This window comes from Nitrospirota bacterium (assembly GCA_016195565.1).
GTDB lineage: Bacteria > Nitrospirota > Thermodesulfovibrionia > Thermodesulfovibrionales > UBA1546 > UBA1546.
Genome location: JACPZK010000016.1, coordinates 22,806 through 41,739 on the forward strand (window position 1 = coordinate 22,806; position 18,934 = coordinate 41,739).

Annotated in this window: 19 protein-coding genes; 13 read left to right on the top strand and 6 right to left on the bottom strand. The window is 41.1% G+C overall.

The annotated features are described in order from the left end of the window. The first annotated feature begins 217 nt into the window (after positions 1–217). A complete protein-coding gene (locus HY035_05495) occupies positions 218–2,068 on the top strand; it encodes a hypothetical protein (protein MBI3377841.1) in 1,851 nt (616 codons plus the stop codon). A gap of 315 nt (positions 2,069–2,383) precedes the next feature. On the opposite strand, the gene HY035_05500 is transcribed toward HY035_05495, so the two are convergent. Beyond that, positions 2,384–3,388: a site-specific DNA-methyltransferase gene (locus tag HY035_05500; protein MBI3377842.1), complete on the bottom strand. Its 1,005-nt coding sequence runs from the start codon at positions 3,386–3,388 to the stop codon at positions 2,384–2,386. Further along, positions 3,381–4,250 carry a hypothetical protein gene (locus HY035_05505; GenBank protein MBI3377843.1) on the bottom strand — a complete coding sequence of 290 codons (870 nt, stop codon included), beginning with the start codon at positions 4,248–4,250 and terminating at the stop codon, positions 3,381–3,383. The genes HY035_05500 and HY035_05505 overlap by 8 nt, the downstream gene beginning before the upstream one ends. 387 nt (positions 4,251–4,637) lie before the next feature. Between HY035_05505 and HY035_05510 the strand changes: the two genes are divergently transcribed. Next, positions 4,638–4,946, top strand: a complete 309-nt coding sequence (locus HY035_05510; protein MBI3377844.1) for a DUF4258 domain-containing protein — start codon at positions 4,638–4,640, stop codon at positions 4,944–4,946. After that, complete coding sequence (locus HY035_05515) at positions 4,934–5,149, top strand: DUF2283 domain-containing protein (GenBank protein ID MBI3377845.1); 216 nt, start codon at positions 4,934–4,936, stop codon at positions 5,147–5,149. Before HY035_05510 ends, HY035_05515 begins: the two co-directional genes overlap by 13 nt. Before the next feature lie 65 nt (positions 5,150–5,214). Here HY035_05515 and HY035_05520 read toward each other — a convergent pair whose 3' ends face one another. The 4 genes from HY035_05520 to uvrB all read right to left on the bottom strand — a co-directional run bounded on the left by HY035_05520 (position 5,215) and on the right by uvrB (position 8,280). Then, the gene (locus HY035_05520; protein ID MBI3377846.1) at positions 5,215–5,484 is read right to left on the bottom strand and encodes a cytotoxin; all 270 of its coding nucleotides are present in this window, start codon (positions 5,482–5,484) and stop codon (positions 5,215–5,217) included. Next, on the bottom strand, positions 5,469–5,795 hold the full coding sequence (locus tag HY035_05525) for a hypothetical protein (protein MBI3377847.1): 327 nt from the start codon (positions 5,793–5,795) through the stop codon (positions 5,469–5,471). The genes HY035_05520 and HY035_05525 overlap by 16 nt, the downstream gene beginning before the upstream one ends. A gap of 31 nt (positions 5,796–5,826) precedes the next feature. Continuing rightward, on the bottom strand, positions 5,827–6,219 hold the full coding sequence (locus tag HY035_05530; protein MBI3377848.1) for a hypothetical protein: 393 nt from the start codon (positions 6,217–6,219) through the stop codon (positions 5,827–5,829). 66 nt (positions 6,220–6,285) lie between these two features. Next, positions 6,286–8,280 carry an excinuclease ABC subunit UvrB gene (uvrB, locus tag HY035_05535; GenBank protein ID MBI3377849.1) on the bottom strand — a complete coding sequence of 665 codons (1,995 nt, stop codon included), beginning with the start codon at positions 8,278–8,280 and terminating at the stop codon, positions 6,286–6,288. Between the two features lie 246 nt (positions 8,281–8,526). Here uvrB and dsrH point away from each other — a divergent pair, with 246 nt between their 5' ends. The 10 genes from dsrH to HY035_05585 all read left to right on the top strand — a co-directional run bounded on the left by dsrH (position 8,527) and on the right by HY035_05585 (position 18,695). After that, positions 8,527–8,823, top strand: coding sequence for a sulfurtransferase complex subunit TusB (gene dsrH / locus HY035_05540; GenBank protein MBI3377850.1), 297 nt, complete (start codon positions 8,527–8,529; stop codon positions 8,821–8,823). A 10-nt stretch (positions 8,824–8,833) separates the two neighbouring features. After that, the gene (locus tag HY035_05545; protein ID MBI3377851.1) at positions 8,834–9,193 is read left to right on the top strand and encodes a DsrE family protein; all 360 of its coding nucleotides are present in this window, start codon (positions 8,834–8,836) and stop codon (positions 9,191–9,193) included. A 1-nt stretch (position 9,194) separates the two neighbouring features. Then, positions 9,195–9,605 carry a DsrE family protein gene (locus HY035_05550; protein ID MBI3377852.1) on the top strand — a complete coding sequence of 137 codons (411 nt, stop codon included), beginning with the start codon at positions 9,195–9,197 and terminating at the stop codon, positions 9,603–9,605. 18 nt (positions 9,606–9,623) lie between these two features. Further along, positions 9,624–9,875 (top strand): sulfurtransferase TusA family protein, encoded by a 252-nt coding sequence (locus HY035_05555; protein MBI3377853.1) that lies wholly within the window; start codon positions 9,624–9,626, stop codon positions 9,873–9,875. A gap of 173 nt (positions 9,876–10,048) precedes the next feature. Then, positions 10,049–10,885, top strand: a complete 837-nt coding sequence (locus tag HY035_05560; protein MBI3377854.1) for a universal stress protein — start codon at positions 10,049–10,051, stop codon at positions 10,883–10,885. A 194-nt stretch (positions 10,886–11,079) separates the two neighbouring features. Continuing rightward, positions 11,080–13,740, top strand: a complete 2,661-nt coding sequence (locus HY035_05565; GenBank protein MBI3377855.1) for a cation-transporting P-type ATPase — start codon at positions 11,080–11,082, stop codon at positions 13,738–13,740. A gap of 250 nt (positions 13,741–13,990) precedes the next feature. Further along, positions 13,991–15,805 carry an APC family permease gene (locus tag HY035_05570; protein MBI3377856.1) on the top strand — a complete coding sequence of 605 codons (1,815 nt, stop codon included), beginning with the start codon at positions 13,991–13,993 and terminating at the stop codon, positions 15,803–15,805. A gap of 78 nt (positions 15,806–15,883) precedes the next feature. After that, positions 15,884–17,359 (top strand): lysine--tRNA ligase, encoded by a 1,476-nt coding sequence (lysS, locus tag HY035_05575; protein MBI3377857.1) that lies wholly within the window; start codon positions 15,884–15,886, stop codon positions 17,357–17,359. A 10-nt stretch (positions 17,360–17,369) separates the two neighbouring features. Further along, positions 17,370–18,020, top strand: a complete 651-nt coding sequence (locus HY035_05580) for a YkgJ family cysteine cluster protein (GenBank protein ID MBI3377858.1) — start codon at positions 17,370–17,372, stop codon at positions 18,018–18,020. Between the two features lie 270 nt (positions 18,021–18,290). Continuing rightward, positions 18,291–18,695 (top strand): hypothetical protein, encoded by a 405-nt coding sequence (locus HY035_05585; protein ID MBI3377859.1) that lies wholly within the window; start codon positions 18,291–18,293, stop codon positions 18,693–18,695. Positions 18,696–18,934 lie beyond the last annotated feature (239 nt).

Sequence of the window (18,934 nt, forward strand, 5' to 3'; positions counted from 1 at the left end):
AATTTGTAGTTAAGACATTTACAGGGATGTTTAATTGAAAGTATAGTTTAGTTCTTTGCGGCCTGATATGAATTTTGAGGTTTAATCGCGTAAAGTTTTTTTACTGGCCGGTATGGGGCCTAAAAAAACTTTTGAACCAAAGACCAAAATAAACATTGACTTTATTCTATTCATAACTTATTATTTTTTACAATTCCACTAAAAGGAACATAAGCCTATGGATGACATTAGGAAAAAAGAAGTCCCCTACTATGAAAGACCAGAATTTAAATTAGTAGTGGACAAATTATTTGAAGACCTGTGGATATACTACAAAATCGATAAGGATATATTAAAAGAGTTATTTTACGATAGGGACATTGAATACAAGCTTTTTTTGCAATTTTTAAGTAGCGAAATTCATCTCGGAAATAACTCAATTATAAGTGGGAATGCAGGTGTAGGAAAATCAAACTTTCTCTACAAACTTTTAACTGAGGAATACCTACAAAAAGAATATAAGTTTTATCCGATTTTTATCGATCTACATTTGCAGACATTAAAGTTTGAAGAACTATTAATTCCTTTTATAGACAACATAGTGAACTACTTTAATACAATTATAAAAAATCCCTTGCACGGTATAGTAAACAATATTGCAAATGTAAATACAAATCTAACAAAAGTTAAACAGCATTTAGAGAAAATTAATTTCCACGAATTGAAAATAAAATTAATAATATTTATAGATGATATGGATTATTATGAAAAAAATTGGTATGAATTATTGAATACCTTATTAGATTTTATAGTTACCCCTAAAGCATCTGTTGTAATCGCTGTAAGACCTTTTCTTAAGAATCAAATTCTATCATCGTTCGATACCAGAATTAAAAAAATCTTTAAAAGAGCCTTTTTTATTGAATTGGGCACATTGAATATTGAGAATATAATTACTGTAAGACTCGCGTGCTTGATGAAGGAAGACAAAGAAAAATCTTTGTTTAAAAAATTATTTACACCTAAAAATCCAATCTTGAAATTAATAAATACTTATGATTTATCTGCCTTTGAAAAATTTGATTATATGCTCTCGTATCGACTAGAAAATTTCATGAGACAAATTTCAAACGGGAATATAAGGGAAATCTATGATATTTCCGCTGAAGTTTTGCCATTTATTTTAAAAAATCAAGGGACTCCCGATCTGCTCAGAACAGAAAGAGATGGCAAAAAAAAGGTCATCGTTGACCACAAAAAAATTATGGAAATTTTTACTGGGCCGACCTCCAAATATAAATTGATAAACCTTCATGAATACAAATCTGCAGGTCCGACCAAAAGTGAAAAAGATAATTCACTACTGCAAAATATTTTAGAAACTATTGATACATTTGCAATTACGAATGACATCTTTTATAAAATTCTCAATGATTTGGGGTATTCCAAGGATAATATACGTAATGGGATAGAACAGTTATTAAATTATCATTTAATAGATGAAGAATTTGGTGACATAGGTGATATTCTAAATAATAGTTTGATAAAAAAATATTATTTAACAGAAAAAGGAAGATTATATCTATACCATATCAGCTTATGGGATGAATATATCAAAAAATTTGGTAAAAGTAATTTGTCAGTTTTTTCAAAGTTCATAAACATAAAAAATGATCCAATAATCTTTGACATCATTGAATTTTTACAACATTTACTATATGTTATGCCTACAGAATATCATAACAAGTTTTCTATCAGGACAAGTAGATTCTATACCTTTTTTATTGATAAATATGGCCTAAAATATAACAAATGTGCAGAGACAGATAATTGCTATATCATGGATAGCGATAAGCTAACTAATTATATTACTAGGTATGCGCTTGTTCACAATAAAGATTCGATTGTAAGCTCTTGGAAAGTTAATAGAAAAAACTACTCTAGATTTGCTTTTTTGGGGAGCAAAATCGAAGAATTAATTAAAGAATTAAAATTGGATAATGTTAATCTTGAGCATATCGTTGATAAAGAATTCTTTCTCAAAATCTTTAACGAGGAAATAAAAGGTGAAGACAAAGATATTCGATAGAGACTGTTACTTCTATAGAAATGAGGAATGTTTATACACTAATAAATATAGCTGTTGGTTCTGTGATGATAAAATGCTAGAAATTAGAGGGTTGGACGAGTATCAACACATATCGATAAATGAAATAAGGAAAAATAGATTTCAAAAATTTGCATTAACATTGCTCAGCTTTATTTTTTCAATTATTGCAGTGGTTCTTTCTTCGATTAAACATTGCTAATAAATGGTATATTCACTATATGCTTCTTATTTTCTAAACAGCATACCATGCCCCCCAGCTCATTTTTAATTTCAACGACTATAATCGATTATTTTTTAGTTCTTTTGCTTCCTGTCATGAATTTTGATATTTAAGTCCATATTATCGCCCACGCGGCGTACTAAGATGGGCTGTTTCTTTTCAAGAGAATCTGCTTGCTCCAAAGATGCTTTTATTCTCTGCTTAGCTAATCTCACATACTCCCGCTCATTATCATATCCGATATAATGCCTACCGTCCTTCAATGCAGCAAGACAGGTTGTGCCACTGCCACAAAACGGGTCTAAAATAACATCACCCGCAAATGTATATAACTGAATCAATCTATGTGGTAATTCTTCTGGAAATGGTGCAGGATGTCCAACACTTCGAGCTGAAACAGCCGGAAAAGTCCAAACACTCTTTGTCCATTCAAGAAAATTTTCCTTTGCAATAGTGTCTTTTTTATGCCCTTTTTTTCGTGAAAATGATTCTTTTGAAAAAATTAGAATATACTCGTGAATATCTCTCAATACCGGATTGCCTGCCGACAACCAACTACCCCATGCAGTTGAAGGGCTCGCACTTGATGCCTTGTTCCAAATTATTTCACCCCTCATTAGAAAACCAATATCAGCCATATCTTCAATAATATAGCTGTGCAAGGGGATATATGGTTTTCTTCCGAGATTGGCAACATTAATACATGCCCTACCACCTGTTATCAGTTTTTTGTATGTTTCCTTGAATGTTTTTTTTAATAATGCTCTGTATTCCTCAAGAGATAGGTCTTCGTCATATTCTTTTTTCACATTATATGGCGGTGAGGTAACCATCAAATGGACACTGCAATCAGGGATTTCATCCATTACCTCGCTGGATTTGCAATATATTTTGTCGAGATTATCTGGTGAAATTGGATTTTCAATAAATTTAACGTATTCAGGAACTTTTTTATCCCCATATAATTTACTGTTGTAAAATTCTGAAGAATCATGATTTATCCTGCCCGGAGTTCCAAAGGAACTCGTTTTAGTACCATTACGCTTGTATTTTTTGAAAGTTTCGCTTTGATTACTCATTGATTAATTTTAAAAAGACCTCTGCTTTCTTCTCATAAGTTTGTTCTTTATTTGCTTTCTCGATGATTTGCCCTAATTCTTTTTTGCTTTTCATACTCGAAAAGTAATTTCTTTCTTCAGACAATAGATCTGCAAAAGCATTTTTTAACTCGATGAAACTGTCAAACCTGTAGAAACCTTGCTTGTCAGTTTTTTTGATATTCTCTCCATCATTATCTAACGGTTTGGGATTAACAGACCAAAAGCCTTGTATAATTCCAGCACTTTTTAGATGATCAACCTTGGAGTAATAGCTATTTGTGATTGGGGTATTCCCCATGATGATAATTGGAACTTTTGAAGCCTTGAAACTTGAAACCCTTATGTTGATGCTTTTGCCAATTGCTTTGAGCATTGAATCAGAGCGTAAAAGGCCGGGATTGCCTTGATGAGTTTTATAGTCGCCGATACAGACTAATGATTTGTTTTTTTGAAGTTCCCAATTCCAAACGACGGACATCTTGACTTCTATTATTGCAAGAATGTCCTCTGGAGCCTGATTAATATTCTTGCTTCTTGAAATAACTACATCGGCAGGAGACATATTTGATAAGGCAATCTCGTTACAGATAGCACCTTGAACTGCAAATAATCCCTTATCTTTAACAATCCCCTGAATTAAGTCAGTTGTCCATTTTTCTGTGAAATTTCCAATAAGTGCATTTCTGCTCTGTAGGGTGCTTTTCTTGCCATCGTAACTTTTTGGCCAATAAGCTAAATATTTACCAGCATCGGAAACATAAAATAACTGTTCAGGCGTTGCAAATTTCTGTGCTTCATTGAAAAACCTCTGTTCTACTTCTTTGTTCCATAGTTTTTCCATATGGCTATTTTACCTTATTAGGCAGGGGTATTGCATATAATTCTATTCTTTTTATTTATATGTATCAATCAATATGCCCGATGGGTATTTACTGGTTTCATAGAGGGAATATAGCACATTTTAGCGTAAAGAATAAAGAGAAAAAATCATTTAAATCAATAGGAATAAATATGCGCTGCATGGTATTTTGTGGTAATAAAGACTAAAAACCAAGTCGGTATTTTATGGGAAGATTATCCTTGCTGTTTTAGGAGCACACTTCACAGGACATTGGATTGAGTTACAGGAAGCGCATGGGATGTGAGGAATGCAGCAAAATTGCAGCAGAAGGCATCCGATTTTAATCAGCGATTGAGATTATTGAAGGCAATCAGGTAAACTTTAGCTATGGAAATTCTTTTTGAAGTCAAAACATCCACAAGCAAAGTTATCAGGACTACTCAAAGCCACTGGGAGCTTATTGCAAAGTTAAAGCATCCGGAGATGGAGGGAAAAGAGGCAGAAGTTAAGAACTGTCTGTCCAATCCAGTCGAGATAAGAAAAAGTTCTGAAGCCCCTGATGTCTATTTATATTATTCGCCATATATGCAATACTATATCTGTGTAGTTGCAAAGCATTTAAACGGAGACGGCTTTATAATAACAGCATACATAACCGATAAGATAAAGGAAGGTGGAACTGTATGGAAAAGATAACAATAACCTTTGACAAGGTCGGCAATACACTTGATGTCTGGTTTGAAAAACCAAGGCCATGCATTAATGAAGAATTGGGTAACGGAGTTATCATCAAGAAAGACGAGAGCGGAGAGATTATAGGCTTTGAGAAAATAAATTATCTCAAACGGGAAAGGCCTGATAAAGTGCAATCAATTCCTTTAGAAGTAGCTGTTGTCTGAAAAACCACTGTAGCAAAAATGTAGCAAATTTGCAGCCGAAAATATCGCCTTTTAAAAGCACGATATTAATATTTTTTGTATCTATCCACTACCCTGTGGCTTCCAACTGTCAGGAGTGTGAGCTTTCCGCCTTCTCTCAGGAAGAAACACCTGTAATGAATGTCAACATAAAATTCCCATTCGCCGTTTAGTTTGTGTATTTTTAGGGATGGATGGGCTGGATTATGACTCAGGAACTTTAATTGTTTCTTGACCTTATTTTTGATCTCTTCCGGAAGTTTTTTATAAGCTTTTTCGAACTCTTCAGTGAGAACTATTTCTACTTGTCCAGCCATTTAACAGCATCTTTAACATCACTGAAGGTTTTTACTCTGCCATGTTTTATATCTTCTTTGGCCCTTTTAATGCTCTCCTGTGTTTCCCTGCGGTTGAATATCTCCATACTTCTTTCGAGTTCAAGAAACTGTCTGTAGATGTTATAAGGCAGTATCACCTCTAAAGGTTTCCCGTCCTTCCCAGTTATGAGCTTTGTTTTTTTCTCTATCTCTGCAATAGTCATCTTGGTATTTAGTATATCATTTTCTTTCAGAATTATCTCATCTTTTTCAGTAACCTTTCGTATAGCAAAAATGCAGCATAACTGCATCAGAAAATATCAGCAAACGCTGATAACACATTCATTTCATCAGACTCAGCAAAATATCAGCGAGTATTGCGAGGATTGAAAGTATGAAGATTATCGCATAGTTCAGGTCTTCGGGTGAGGATTTTATTGATGAGAGAAGATACAGAACTATCTCCCTGTCCTCTTCAGTGAGGCAGGCGTTGGCTTTCACCTTGTCAATAAGCTCAAAATCATCTATAGCCTTTTTCCTCTTCTTTGTTATTCTGTATCTGTAGAGAAAGAAAAAGCTGTATCCGATGATGCCTGTATACCACACAGGCCTTACCCATGAAGGCTCAAGATGCTGGAAAACTATAATTGCCCTGAATGCTATCGCAGAGATAAGGCCGATAACAAAGAAGCCATAGGTTATGTATTTTGGCAGGATATGCGGTCTTTTGTTCATGGATGGTTAATTATATCACAGGATGGTTTCATACACTGATGAGGCAGCCAGCGATGTTTCTGCAACTTAATCCTTTATTCCGATCTCAATCATCTTTGTTTTTATCTCCTTAATCCTGTCCCTTATTGCCGCTGCTCGTTCAAAATCAAGTTTCTTGGCAGCCTCTTTCATCTCCCCCTCAAGCCTTTTAAGCGTTTCATCGTCATATCCGTATCCTGCCTTTTCCTCTGCCGCAACAGGCACTGTCCAGTAATCCGATTCATAGATGGAGCTTAATATATCTTTTATATTGCTTTTAACAGTCTCAGGCGTAATATTCATGTCCCTATTGTACCTTTCCTGTATATTCCTCCGTCTGGTTGTCTCATCCAGAGTCCTTTTTATAGAGCTCGTTATTTTGTCAGCATACAGAATTGCTTCTCCATTTATATTCCGTGCTGCTCGTCCTACTGTCTGTATCAAAGAGCGCTCTGAACGGAGAAAGCCTTCTTTGTCGGCATCCAGTATCGCAACCAGCGACACCTCGGGAAGGTCCAGCCCTTCCCTGAGGAGGTTTACGCCTATCAGCACGTCAAATTCCCCGAGCCGCAGGTCCCTTATTATCTCAACACGCTCAAGCGTAGCTATGTCGGAATGCAGGTATCTTACCCTTATGCCGAGATTGGCATAGTAGTCGGTTAAGTCCTCTGCCATCTTTTTTGTAAGTGTTGTGACAAGTATGCGCTCGTTCTTTTCTGCTCTCTTCCGTATTTCCTCTAACAAGTCGTCTACCTGAGATGATACGGGTTTGACTGTCAGTTTCGGGTCCACAAGCCCTGTCGGCCTTATAATCTGTTCTGTGACTCTCCCTCCTGATTTTTCTATTTCATATTGAGACGGCGTGGCAGAGACATAGATTGCCTGCTTTACCCTGTGTTCAAATTCCATAAATGCCAGAGGCCTGTTGTCAAGCGCTGAAGGCAGCCTGAATCCGTAATCAACGAGCGTCTGTTTCCTTGAACGGTCGCCTGCATACATGCCTCCTATCTGGGGCACTGTTGCGTGGGATTCGTCTATCACAATCAAAAAGTCTTCAGGGAAGTAATCAATAAGAGTATATGGCGGCTCTCCTGCTGCCCTTCCGCTCAACTGCCTTGAATAGTTTTCGATGCCGTGGCAGTAGCCGAATTCCCTGAGCATCTCAAGGTCAAACCTTGTCCTCTGCTCAATCCTGCGCGCCTCAAATATCTTTTTTTCTTTCAGAAAAGACTCAATCTTTTCATTCATCTCAGTCTCTATCCTCTTTAACGCCGGCTCAAGCTTTTCCCTCGGCGTTATCCAGTGGCTGTTCGGAAACAGTGAAGCTTTCTCAATCCTGCGTGTCCTGTCGCCTGTCAGGTTGTCGAATTCATTGATTGCATCAATATCACTTCCAAAGAACTCAATCCTTATCCCCCTGTCAAGAGAGAAGGATGGATAGACTTCCACAATGTCTCCCCTTACCCTGAAGGTCCCTCTCCTGAAGTCCGTATCAGCGCGCGCATACTGCATCTCAACAAGCCTTTTCAATATCTCATCCCTATCTGTATGCATGCCCTCCTCTATCAGAAGATGCATATTCCTGTAATCCTCCGGCGAGCCGATGCCGTATATGCAGGAGACCGATGCAACAACGATTGTGTCTCTTCTTTCAAGCACGGCCCTTGTAGCTGAGTGCCGCAGCCTGTCTATGTCATCGTTTATTGAAGAATCCTTTTCTATATATGTGTTGGTGGTAGGGATATAAGCCTCGGGCTGGTAGTAGTCATAGTAGCTCACAAAAAACTCTACTGCATTTTCCGGAAATAACTCCTTAAACTCGCCGTATAGCTGCGCTGCGAGTGTCTTGTTGTGCGCGATGACAAGAGCGGGCTTGTTCACGTTTGCAATGACGTTAGCTATTGTAAATGTCTTGCCCGAGCCTGTTACTCCGAGGAGAACCTGATGTCTCAGTTTTTTTTCTATTCCATCGGTAAGTTCTTTTATTGCCCCTGGCTGGTCGCCCTTTGGCGTGAAGACTGTGGAGATTCTGAAATTGCCCATAGGGGATTTTAAGCCTTAAGCACGCCACAATTCAACATTATTCCATGATGTGTATCATAAGGTTATGTCTTTGTCTCCTCGGTTTTTCTTATTGACCCCGTTAGAAAGAAAGCTCCGCTAAAAGGCACTGCTTTGCATGTCCAGGACGTTCTAACGGGGTTGACAAACCAGCGTGTAACTTGGTATAAAATCTAACCCTGTGAGGATTCTTCTTCAGAAAAAAATCTAACGATGGGAGGGAATGGCATGAAATTAGCTGTATTTGTCAGTGATTTTAAATTGGCAAGTGATACGCTGGACAGATTAAAGGCCGATAAGCTTGGCATTATATTTGTGGCAAACGGTGTTTATCACGCGACTACAAAAGAAAACGGGAAATCGTCCGTTCTGCTGGATAAGGCGCCGAATTTGTATGCACTGTCCGAAGATATCCAGACAAGGGGAATGAATGATGCAGATGTTGACAAGCGCGTAAAGGTTGTAAATTACGGTGACGTGGTGGATATTATCTTTAATGAATACGATAAATTAGCGTGGCTTTAGGAGGTATAACATGGCAACTTTAACCATAGGATGTTTTCCCGGAGTTGTGGGCAATATGAGTTATGACTTTGTCGTAAAACTTGCAGATGCAGCAGTTAATAAAGGACATAAAGTGAATATCTGGTTTTCAGGCAATGCTACCGGGTCTGTCAAGTCTCACCAGAAACACTTAAAAGACTATCCAACAGGTGAGAAGCATTTAAAGGCGCTTATTGAAAAGGGTGTTGAGATATGCACATGCGAAGCATGCACAGTGGCAAGGGGCATTCAGAAAACTGAAAGCATAGAAAAGGTGCAGTGGAATGCCATGCACTGGTATCTTGCAAAAATACACGCCTCGGACAGAGTGCTTCAGATAGGAGGGGAATAAGATGGGTGATGTAAAACTTGCCTTTGTGGTTCAAAAACCTCATTATAAAGGTGAAACATCAAGGCTTGCGATAACACATGCAATATCTTATCAGACTGTTGAAATACTGCTTGAGGATGGCGATATAGTAACGCCGACGTTATGTTTTGTGGGTGAAGGCGTGCTTGGGCTTCAAAAGGGGCAGAAGGCAATGGACATGTACGGAGTAACGAGCACGGAGACCCATCTTAAAAATTGTCTCCTTGTTGACCTTGATGTGCTTGTCTGCAAGGAAGACCTTGCTAAGTATGGCATTCCCGAGGATATGATGCCTGATGCTGAAGAGATGGGCGCTGACAAGAAGATAAAGGTTGCTCCGTTTTCTGAGATACAGAAAGCGATGGAAGACGCAAAACACGTATTGTTCTTTTAATAAAAAAGGAGGGTTACAATGGGAGAATTAAGCAGTAAAACACCGGAACAGGTACTTGACGTAATGGGCAGGGTATGCCCTTATCCATTGGTGCTGGCAAAGAAGGCTGTGGAGAAGATGTCAAGCGGACAGATATTGAAAATACTCTGTGACGCGCCTGCGTCAGCGGAAGATTCCCTTCCAAAATGGTGCGAAAAGCAGGGGCATAAGTTTGAAGCAGTAAAGGACGATGCAAAAGGTACCTGGGATATTTATATCCAGAAGGGTTAGGATTTTAGACGCAGAAAGGATGAGACAGATAAGTGTCTCATCCTTTTTTTTGAGATCCGGCCGTTGTGCCGCATAGCCTTTATTCGTTGAATTTTTTCACACCGCCGGCATTCCCCAAAATACAATAAAATAAAATATTTGGAAGTCTAATCCAACAGCAGTATAATCTTTGTATGTACAAGAAAATTCTCACCGCAGTGAATGAACACCTTAACTCGGAGGTTACTGCAAGGTATGCGATGAATCTTGCAAGGGTAAGCGGCGCAAGGCTTTATCTCTGCTTTGTCGCTGAGAAAGAAATGACGGCCCCTACAATTAACAGGGCAAAGGAGGCGGTGGAGCGGATATTTCTCGAGGCAGAAAAAATCGGCATAGAGATAGAGGCTATAACAGAGACAGGAGACCCTGTAAGGAAGATAGGCGAACTTGTAAGGGGCGAGGGCATAGATATTGTCTTTGCCTCAACAAGGAAGGAAGATATTGAACGGAGGTTTTTTACAGGCACTGTCGCAAGACGCCTTTCTCTGAGTCTTTCCTGTTCAATGGCTATCGTCAGGGTGGTGCACACAGGCAGGATACGTCCGGGAGAAATACTCGTACCTCTCAAGGCACGGATTGACCGTGTTGAAGAAAGGGCATATTTTACGGCAAAGATCGCGCAGGCATTCGGCTCAAAAGTTTTTATATTTCACTCTCCGGAAGCAGTATCAAAATTTTTTCATGGAGAAATTCATCTGACGCCGATTGAATGGGAAGAGAAACTTCCCAAAGACATATCAGATTTCATGGAGCATATGAGGAGATACAGGATTGCCCATGCGGGGAAGTCTGTTCCCGGAAGCATAGGCAGGATGATTACGATAGAGGCATTCTCTAAGAGGCATGACCTTATAATAATGGGCGCCAGCCAGAGGAGCATGCTGAGTTCTATATTAAGAGGAAATCCTGTTGAGGAAGTGCTGAGAAATACTCCCTGTGACCTTATAATTTTAAAGCCAAGACGTGAATAGAAGTATATTTTACGAGGGCGTTGCAAACTCTGTCATGCTGGCTTGTCCAGCATCTTTCTTTACGATTCCAAACAAGTCGGAAAGATTCCCGACAAGCGGGAATGACAGTGAATGCGCGATTATTTTTTTGACGCTGAGTATAAAAGACAAGATTGCCACGCCTTTGGCTCGCAATGACAGAACTAAAATAGTTTATGAAAATACATAATCTCACAAGAGAAGAAGTCTTACTCACACTTGTTACGTCAGAGAACGGGCTTTCAGAAGAGGAGGCAAAAAGGCGGCTTTCCGAGTTCGGCTTTAACGAGATAAAAGAGGCAAAGAAAAAACCTCTCTATATCAAATTCTTTAAACAGTTCACTCATTTTTTAGCGATACTCCTCTGGGCCGCAGCCTTTATGTCATTTTTGTCTGAATACTTCCATCCGGGCGAGGGCATGCTCACCCTCGGCATAGCAATAATAGCCGTCATATTCATTAATGCAGTGTTCACCTTTATTCAGGAATACCGCGCTGAAAAGGCGCTTGAAGAATTAAAAAAACTACTTCCATTTTATGTGAAGGTTTTAAGAGACGGGAAAGAAAAAGAAATCTATGCGCGTGATGTTGTCCACGGCGACGTCCTCCTGCTTTCAGAGGGCGATAAAGTCCCTGCGGACGCAAGGCTCATAGAGACTTCAGGGTTGAGAGTGAATAACGCTCCTCTTACGGGTGAGTCAGAGCCGATGCTGAGAAGGCATGAGGCATATGAGGGAGAGTTTATCGAGAGCCATAATATTGTCTTTGCAGGCACGGCAGTTGTGAGCGGTTCAGGAAGGGCGGTCTCATTTGCAACGGGAATGCAGACAGAGTTCGGGCGCATAGCGCATCTGACAGGCGCTGTAGAGGCAGGTCTCAGCCCTCTTCAAAAAGAAATTGTTAAGGCTACAAGAGTCATTGCCGTAATAGCTGCTGTGGTTGGAGTGTTCTTTTTTTTACTTGGGTTTTTAATGGGCAGGACTTTTTGGCACAACTTCATTTTCGCCATAGGAGTAATCGTAGCTCTTGTGCCGGAAGGAATGCTTCCTACTGTAACGCTCGCCCTTGCAATGGGAAGCCAGAGGATGGCGAAGAGAAAGGCATTAATCAGAACCCTGACTTCTGTTGAAACGCTCGGCTCTGTAACCGTGATATGCACAGATAAGACAGGCACGCTCACTCAGAATAAGATGGCTGCAACAAAGGTATGGACTATAGACGGGGAAGAAAAGACACGGGAGAGCTTGCTGAGAACAGCGTATCTCTGCAACAACGCACGTTTTATTGAAGGACAATACAGCGGCGATCCGACAGAAGCAGCATTGCTTAAGGCTGCAAGAGAGACAATAGGAGATTTTAAAGGCGAACGCATAGCGGAGATACCTTTTGACTCCGAGAGGAAGATGATGACTACTCTAAATATAGTTGAAGGCAGGATGTTTGCTTTTTCAAAGGGCGCGATGGAAAGTGTCCTTCCCTTATGCAGCCATCTGCTGATTGATGGAAAAGAGGCCCTGATGGATGAAACGATAAGGAGAAGAATCAACGATGAATATCATTCCATGATGGATAGGGGGCTGAGGGTGCTTGCCTTTGCATACAAAGAGATTAAGGAAAATTCAAAATTTAAAATTCAAAATTTAAAACTGGAAAGTGAAAAGTTAGAGAACCCCGAACTCGAAAGTGATATGGTCTTTGCCGGATTAGCAGGGCTTGAAGACCCTCCAAGGCCGGAGGTGCCGGAGGCAATCAGAAAATGTCATGAAGCAGGGATAAAGGTAATAATGATTACAGGAGACGCAAGCAGGACTGCGGTTGCAATCGCAAAAGAGATAGAACTTGTTAGAGGGAATCCCGTTGTTATTGAAGGGCCTGAGTTTATCCTGATGAGTGATAAGGAATTGAGGGAGAAACTTTCAGGAAAAGAGGTTATATTTGCACGGATGACGCCCAAGCACAAGATGAGGGTTGTATCAGTATTACAGGAAGAAGGCGAGGTTGTAGCTGTGACAGGTGACGGCGTTAATGATGCGCCGGCGCTTAAAAAAGCTGATATTGGAATAGCGATGGGAATCTCCGGCACTGACGTTGCAAAGGAGGCGTCTGATATGGTTCTGCTTGATGACAATTTTGCAACCATCGTGAATGCTGTTGAAGAGGGGAGAACAGTTTATGGGAATGTAAGGAAATTCATCACATACTTCTTTACATCAAATGTAGCAGAACTCGTTCCTTATATAGTTTATATGCTTTTCAGGGTTCCCCTGCCGCTTACAATAATGCAGATACTTGCCGTTGATCTCGGGACAGATTTGCTTCCCGGCCTTGCCCTCGGCGCTGAAAAACCGACAAAAGAAATTATGAAACAAAAACCGAGAAGTCCAAAGGATAGTCTCCTCAATGCAAGAGTTTTGCGCCTCGCATTTTTATTCCTCGGACCAATCGAAGCAGTTGCGGGTTTGTTTGGCTTTTTTTATGTGCTGAAATTAAGTGGATGGCAAGGGGAAATGCTGCCTGCAAACAATATGCTGTACATGCAGGCAACGACTGCCTGCCTTACAGGAATCGTTGTTGCACAGATAGCCAACGTATTTGCCTGCCGTTCATCCAGCGAGTCCGTGTTCAGCATCGGATTTTTCTCGAACAAACTGATATTCGCAGGAATAGCGTTTGAAATCGCCTTGCAAATATTTATCGTCTATCATCCGTTGGGGAATAAGATATTTGCGACCTCTCCAGTTGCAGCGCAAATGTGGCTTATTCTAATACCATTCGCGGTATTACTCTTTGCAGCGGAGGAGCTGAGGAAGTTTATGGCGCGATATCGGTTGAGGTAATTCTGACTATTGACAATTCACAGTGGAAGGAGTAGATTAAAATCAAATAGCAGCCGAAGTCCATTCAAAGAATGGACGCGGGGGACCCAATTAATGGGGCGTATTTCCCGGTAACATCGGGAATAGGGAACTTCCAGTCCCGAGCCCGTCAGCTAACCTCGCAGGCGTTTGGAAGGGCAAAGGTTAGAAAAGAAGACCGCCGCCCGGCGGTTTTTTATTTCCCTCCTTAGCGCCCATCAGAGGAGGAGATATGTCTATCAAGAGTTTTCTCATAGGCAACCCTATTGAAACTATGAAGGAGAAATACGAGCGCCTTTCAAAAACAATGGGGCTTGCTGTTTTTTCATCGGACGCCCTTTCATCAGTTGCATACGGAACAGAGGAAATACTTTTTGCACTAATCCTTGGCGGGACTGCGCTGCTCTATCTGTCCGTGCCTATTGCCATTGGTATAGTTATATTGATTGCAATTGTGGCCACATCTTATTTCCAGACTATTCATGCATATCCATCAGGCGGAGGCGCATATATAGTTGCGAAAGAGAACCTCGGCACATATCCGGGGCTTGTGGCAGGCGCAGCGCTGCTTATTGATTATGTTCTAACAGTTGCCGTTAGTGTTTCAGCCGGCATAGCAGCCATTACATCGGCATTTCCGGATACACGGAGTTATACAATTACAATGTGCCTTCTTGCCATAATCTTCATTATGGTAATCAACTTAAGAGGCGTCAGAGAGTCAGGAAGGATATTTTCGTTTCCGGTATATCTTTTTATTGGAAGCCTGCTTCTTTTGATCGCAGCCAGTTTTACAAAATCGTTCTCAGAGTCTCACCAGGTTTTAACAGGACACCTTGCAGCAACCTCAAATGTTCTGCCGATATTTATCATATTGAGGGCATTTGCTTCAGGTTGTGCAACGCTTACAGGGATTGAGGCTGTATCAAACGGCGTCAGAGCCTTCAAGGCCCCTGAAGCAAGAAATGCAGGCCTCACACTCACATGGATGGCAATAATACTCGGCGTGCTCACAATAGGGATAGCTTTTTTTGCAAACCATTACGGGATACTTCCTAATGAAAATGAGACCGTTCTTTCCCAGCTTGCAAGGACAGTGTTTTCAAAGGGGATTATCTACTACACGATCCAGTTTGCAACTGCCTTGATACTTATACTCGCAGCAAATACCTCATTTGCAGATTTTCCGAGACTGTCCTCTATCATGGCAAATGACCGTTACCTGCCGAGGCAGTTAAGCAACCGTGGTGACAGGCTTGTGTTTTCAAACGGCATACTTCTGCTCGGCTTTTTCTCAATTCTGCTTATAGTGCTTTTCAAGGGCGATACGCATTCTCTTATTCCACTTTACGCCGTAGGTGTCTTCACGGCATTCACACTTTCACAGGCAGGAATGGTCAGGCACTGGCTCAGTTACAAAGGAGCCGGTTGGCGCAAGGGAATCTTCATAAACGGGATAGGCACTATTACAACAGCAGTCGTTCTCATTATCATCGCAACCGAAAAGTTTACTCATGGCGCATGGATTGTGCTCATAGCAATACCCGGCCTTGTGTTTCTGACACAGAAGATACATCAACATTACCTCTCGGTCGCAGACCAGCTCTCTGTCGAGCAATGCCTGCCGGATTTGAAGGAATTCAAACACCATTCTGTAATCATCCCTGTTTCAGGGGTTCAGCAGGCGGTGCTCAGCGCAATACGATATGGAAAAGCATTGTCTGATGATGTAGTTGCATTATATGTATGCCTTGATGAGATGGAAACAGCAAGGATAAAACAAAGATGGGACAGGCATTGCATGGGCGTTCCTCTTCTAATATTTGATTCTCAGTATCGCTCCATAACGCAGCCGCTCATAGAATATATAGACGAGGTGCAGAATGCATATAAGGATGGCGTAATTACAGTCGTTCTCCCGGAGTTTGTTCCGTCAAAATGGTGGCATCATCTCCTGCATAACCAGACGGCTCTATTCATAAAAGGAATTCTGCTGTTTAAGAAGGGAGTAGTATCCACAAGCGTTCCGTTCCATCTGAAGACATGAGCGCTTCTCTCTCCTTGACTTGCCTGAGAGGCAATCATTATACTTTTAACTTAAACATAAAATTTTATAGGGGAAATGATGGAAGAGATAAACGAACTTATAGAGCAACGGATTAAAAAGCTTGATGAACTCAAGGCTTTGGGCGTAGAGCCTTTTGGCGGCAGTTTTGATATAAAGGACTACGCTGAGGATTTAATTAATAAGCACAGTTCTACAACCAAAGAGGAACTGGAGGCGTCCCCTGTCCAGTGCGTAATAGCCGGAAGAATAATCATGATGCGTGATTTTGGGAAGGCTGCATTTGCGCATGTGCAGGATTCAACTGCAAGGATTCAGGTCTATTTTAGAAAGGACATTCTGAATGAAAAATACGGCGTCGTTAAAAAACTGGATATCGGAGACATCGTCGGGATAAGCGGGAAACTTTTCAGGACAAAGACGAATGAACTCACAATAGAGGTTGATGATTTTAAATTTCTCACAAAATCACTGCGGCCTTTACCTGAGAAGTGGCACGGCCTTAAAGACATAGAGACGCGGTACAGGCAGAGGTATGTTGATCTCATTGTCAATCCGGAAGTTAAAGAAACATTCAAGAAAAGAAGCTCAATCGTAAAGGCTGTGAGGGATTTCCTTGAGACAAAGGGTTTTATTGAAGTAGAGACTCCTATGATGCACCAGATACCGGGAGGTGCGGCTGCGAGGCCTTTCAAAACACATCACAATGCGCTTGATATGGAACTATATCTCAGGATTGCTCCGGAGCTTTATCTCAAGAGACTGCTTGTCGGAGGATATGAAAAAGTTTATGAACTTAACAAAAATTTCAGGAATGAAGGTATCTCAACAAAACATAACCCTGAATTTTCAATGCTTGAATTTTATATCGCATACAAAGACTACAATTATCTCATGTCTCTGACAGAAGAGCTTATATCTTATGTGACAGAGAAGACACTGGGGACTTTGAAGGTTCCATTTGGAGATGAAGAGATAGATTTTACCCCTCCATGGCCCATGATACCTTTTCTTGATTCGCTGACTCAAAAAGGCGTACCCGCAGACAGTCTGAATGATATTGACAAGGCAGCAGCATGGGCCAAGGCAAATAAAATTGAGATAGGCAAAGGCGCCTCGATTGGAAAGGTTCTCGATGAGATTTTCAAAGAAAAAGTTGAGCCGTATCTTACGCAGCCGACATTCATAATTGATTATCCAGTTGAGCTCTCACCTCTGGCTAAGAGGAAAAAAGACAGCCCTGAACTTGTAGAGAGGTTTGAACTCTTTGTTGCGGCGAGGGAGATTGCCAATGCATTCTCAGAACTCAACGACCCTATGGACCAAAGGGAGAGATTCCAGAGGCAGGTGGAGGCAAAGGAAAAGGGAGACGAGGAGACCATGTGGATGGACGAGGATTTTATCCGAGCCCTTGAACACGGAATGCCTCCGGCAGCAGGCGAGGGCATAGGAATTGACAGGCTTGTTATGCTGCTTACAAATGCACAGTCAATAAGGGATGTAATCCTTTTCCCGCAGTTAAAGCCAGAGGCGTAAAGAGCCTGCCTTGGGTAATGTTATAATAAAGCAGCAAAATCCTTTAAGACGTATGCGCTTTCCTGACGAAGAGTCAAGGTTCCCGTGGCTGTCAATGCTGCTTGATTCCTATGCAATAATTGATGAAGGAATTTCCGCTGCAATAGTCAAAGAAGAAGCCGGGAGAAATATTAAACTTGCATGCAAAGAAGGCTGCGACAACTGCTGCAGGGTGAATAAAGACATCCCTGTTTATCCAATAGAACTTGTGGGGATTTACTGGTTCTCTACTGAAAAGGCAGCGCAGCCTATCCGTGAGACACTTAAAAGACAACTCTCAAGCCATACAAAAAGCGATCCCTGTCCTTTTCTCATTAACAACTCTTGCTCTATCTATATTGTCCGCCCTGCTTCGTGCAGGCAGTTTGGCGTCTTCAGCAAGCCGTGCGATAAAGGCGAAGACCCGTACTATACGCGAAGGGATGACGTCCTGACGCCGATAGAGGATTACACCAAGAAGGCTTTTCTGGCGACACTGCCGTTTTACGGCATAACCGATGAGAATGACAAAATCCATTTCATAGAAAACAATCTCATCCATGCACAGGCTGTCAATTTGCAGGCATACGACTGGAAAAAACTTACTAAGATAATGGATGATTTTGATTCTAAGAAGTCTTAAAGCACTTGGGTAATTTTCACCTCCCTTCTTAAAAACCTTGTGGTATAATGGGGCAAGTTAAGCGGTATTTTTCAATCCCCCTTTTTTAAAGAGGGGCAAAGAGGAGATTACTAAATGAAACAATTTATTAAGTTCCTTTCGCTTATGGTTGTTGCCTTCCTATTTTTAACAACCGGCACAGCCTTGAGCATGTCCCTTTAGTTGTTGAAGTAGGAAGCGACCTCGATTAAACTATTTCATCCAAAAACTCATTTAAAGGAGGTCGCTTCTATGAGTAAAAGATACCGCAAGATGGCAAAAAAGGCAAATGGAAAGATTAGGGAAATAAGGGACGGGCAGGTCATACTGGAAATACCGCTACCAGTAGCCGATGTCCTGGCAGGCATCCCTGAAGCAGTGGAGGGCTTATCACAAGAAGTAGGGCTGATGCTTATATGGGCGGGAATTAAGTCGGAATGCGAAAAGATAGCTGGTAGGAAAGACACAAAGAACCCTTTAAGGACAGCCAACTGGTGGGCGGTGGCAGCCCTACTAAGTGCCGAGAGGAAGTTCAAGCGTGTGAAAGGTTACAGGGAAATCCCAAAACTCATAGCTGCTTTGCAGCAAAAAAATCTTTACAGAAAGGAGGTTTGCAGCTTAATATATGGGCAAGAGCGTCCTTCCTACTTCAACTAAAGGAAGGGACAATATCTATAATTTTGTTAGAGATAAAAATGAAACGGCAGGAAAGGGGGAAGATAAAATGGAAACAAAGGGAATATTAAGGATGGTTTTAGTGTAGGGTTTGACGAAATTAGGAACAACTGGTAAGTTAGTCCTCCGGAAGGAGGAAGCAGATGGCAAGAAAGAAATGGAGCGCAGAAGAGAAGCAGAAAATGGTATTGGCAGGCTTGAGGAATGAGGCGTCAGTAGCA